Source organism: Lamprobacter sp., from assembly GCF_034860625.1.
Classification (GTDB): domain Bacteria; phylum Pseudomonadota; class Gammaproteobacteria; order Chromatiales; family Chromatiaceae; genus Lamprobacter.
Window position 1 is genome coordinate 1 of record NZ_JAYESN010000343.1, and the last position, 2,609, is coordinate 2,609.

The 2,609-nt window shown below is 62.4% G+C and carries 2 protein-coding genes; both read right to left on the minus strand.

The window, feature by feature from the left end:
* A partial coding sequence (locus tag VBE63_RS27240) for a reverse transcriptase domain-containing protein (RefSeq protein WP_323686128.1) occupies positions 1 to 524 on the minus strand: 524 nt, incomplete at its 3' end.
* A gap of 188 nt (positions 525 to 712) precedes the next feature.
* Positions 713 to 1,921: a group II intron reverse transcriptase/maturase gene (gene ltrA, locus VBE63_RS27245; protein ID WP_323686129.1), complete on the minus strand. Its 1,209-nt coding sequence runs from the start codon at positions 1,919 to 1,921 to the stop codon at positions 713 to 715.
* Positions 1,922 to 2,609: the final 688 nt, after the last annotated feature.

Sequence of the window (2,609 nt, forward strand, 5' to 3'; positions counted from 1 at the left end):
TGGGTCCTTTCGAGGCTGCCAAAGAAGTCCTGGATGTCGAGGTCGATCACCCAGCCGCCGCCGATGTCCATGAGCCCCTGCCAAAGCGCTTGCAGCGCTTGGTGGGCATTGCGACCGGGCCGAAAGCCGTAGGAGCAGTCCAGGAAGTCCTGCTCGTAGATCGGCTCCAGCACCATCAGCACCGCGCGCTGGAGGACTTTGTCTTCCAGGGTGGTGATGCCAATGGGGCGGGTCTTCTTGGTGCCGTCCTTGGGGATGTGGACACGTCTGACCGGTGGCGCGCGGTAGCGTCCGCTCTTGAACCGTTCGAGCAGGTCGCTCAGGTTCGCCTGCAGATCGGCTTCGTACGCCTCGGCTGTGACGCCATCCACCCCAACCGCGCCATCCTTGCGCGTGCGCCGGTACGCTTCTTCCAGCCACATCAGGTCGATGTGGTGCGCCAGCGTGGTCAGCACCATCTCGGGTGCCTGTCTCGCCAAGTTCGCGATCTTCTGTTGTTTCGTGGAGATGATCTCGCGTTCCAATGTTCGCGTCATCTTGCCCTCCAGAAGGTGTGTAGACCGACCGGCCGCTTCCCTCGGACGGGTCCGCTGGGGTGCGTTCCCCGCCGTCATCAGTGTCGGGTCGGAGGAGGCGCCCCGCAGGGCTGGCCTCCGTCCGCCGCACAAACGGCTCGTACAGTTTTCCCGTAAGCCGCTTTCACAACGCTGTCTCACCGAAGGTTTAAGGAAGGAATCAGCGCGATCAATTTCACCAGCCCGTACTCGCCGTAAAGCCGGCGCTCCGGCAGGCGTTTCCAGCCGCCGTTGCGCCAGCGCTTGTATCGGTGCGACCAAAGGCGCCGCACGATCCAGCCGTCGAGTCGTTGGAAGAGCTTGCGCACATGGGCCTTGCAGTAGTACTGACCCCACCCGCGGATGACCGGATTGATTTGCTCAATCAGCTCCTGTGTCCCGAGCGGCGCCTTGCGCCGCGTCCGCCGACGAATCTGGTCCTTGAAGTGCTGGATGGATTTCGCCCGGGGAAACGCATACAGGTTCCCCGCACGAGCGCCGCTGCGGATCTTCCCAGGCGCCAGTCGCAACGGCCGTTGGCCGCGCTTGAGCTTGTAGCCAAGAAAGTCAAAGCCCTGTCGAACATGGACGATCCGTGTCTTACCCGCATGCAGCGTCACCCCCAGTGCGTCCAAAATGCGTTGCGCCGCCGCGAGGGCGGCTTGGGCTTCTTCGCGCGTTTTACACGTCACTACCCAATCGTCAGCATATCGCGTGACCTGGAAGCCGCGTTGGCGCATCTCCCGATCAAAGGGTGTCAGCAGGATATTGCTCATCAACGGCGAAATCACCCCGCCCTGGGGAACGCCGTCTTCAGTGGCAAGCCGTTGTCCCGCAGCCACGCAGCCGGCCTTGAGGATCTGATTGATCAGTCCCAAAACCCGCCCATCTGACACGCGTTGGTTGACCAGCGTGAGGAGCTTTTCGTGATCGACTGATCCGAAAAAGTCTCTCAGATCAGCGTCAAGTACCCACTCGTTGCCCGCCTCCAACTCGCGCCAGATCTTGCTGAGCGCATCCTTGGTGGATCGTCCGCGCCGATAGCCGAAGTTGGCGTCATCGAAGATCGGCTCGAAGATCGGTTCCAGCCGATTGAGCAGGGCTTGCTGGCAGACTCGATCGATGATCGTTGGTATGCCGAGCGGCCGATACTCGCCTGGCTTGCCCGCCTTGGGGATCAGGTGTTGTAGGACCGGCTGGGGCCTATAGTGACCATCCTTGAGTGCCTCGTGCAGCTGGTCAAGGTTCGCTTCAAGCTCGGCCTCGAACGCTGCCAGGTCGGTTCCATCGATCCCGCCGGCCCCGCGGTTGCGCTTCACCTTCTCCCAGGCCACCGCAAGATTCTTCCGCTGATAGATCTTGTCCACCAATGAGTGGACCTTCCTCTCTCCCGTCGGGTTAAGCCAGTCCGCCAGTCTCCTCGGGCGCTGCTGCTCGGGTCTTTCGCTTAAGGAACTTGTCCGCATCAACACCGTTACTCACTCACTCGCTGTCTCGTCCCAACCACCGTTGCCAGCCGCCTTCCCCGGCCCACCCGGCCGCTGCTCGCGCAGTCACCTGACTTTCGCCAGGCTTGAGGTACTATTCGGCTGTCCGACGACTCGCCGCGCGTCACTTCCCACTTCGCCTTTCGGCTTATAGGGTCGCTGATCCCGGTGCCACCCGAGAACGCGACGAGCCCTCCTGGGGTCACGTCCAGATCTTCCGTACCGTGCCGCCCGCACACACCTTGGTGCGACGGGTGGGTAAGAACGCCTTCGCTGCCATAGTGCCAGCTCGACCTTGCCCCGTCTTTGGCCGACCGGTTCATCATGGAGTCGCCTCCTCGATTACGGCCCGGTACTTCTCCGCAAGCCCTTCAGATTCCACCTCACGGTGGACACCCTGCCCTCCGGTTGTCTCTCGCGACAGCTGCGCCGACTTAGGCGTCACCTTGGCCTGTTTCCGCCGTTTCCGGCTGCGTGCCCGTTTAGGCGTTACCTTATCGCCGTGCCCCGGCCAGCGAGGCGTTACCCCCGCTTTTGGATATGGCGCCCCTTACCCGGGCACCAGTGG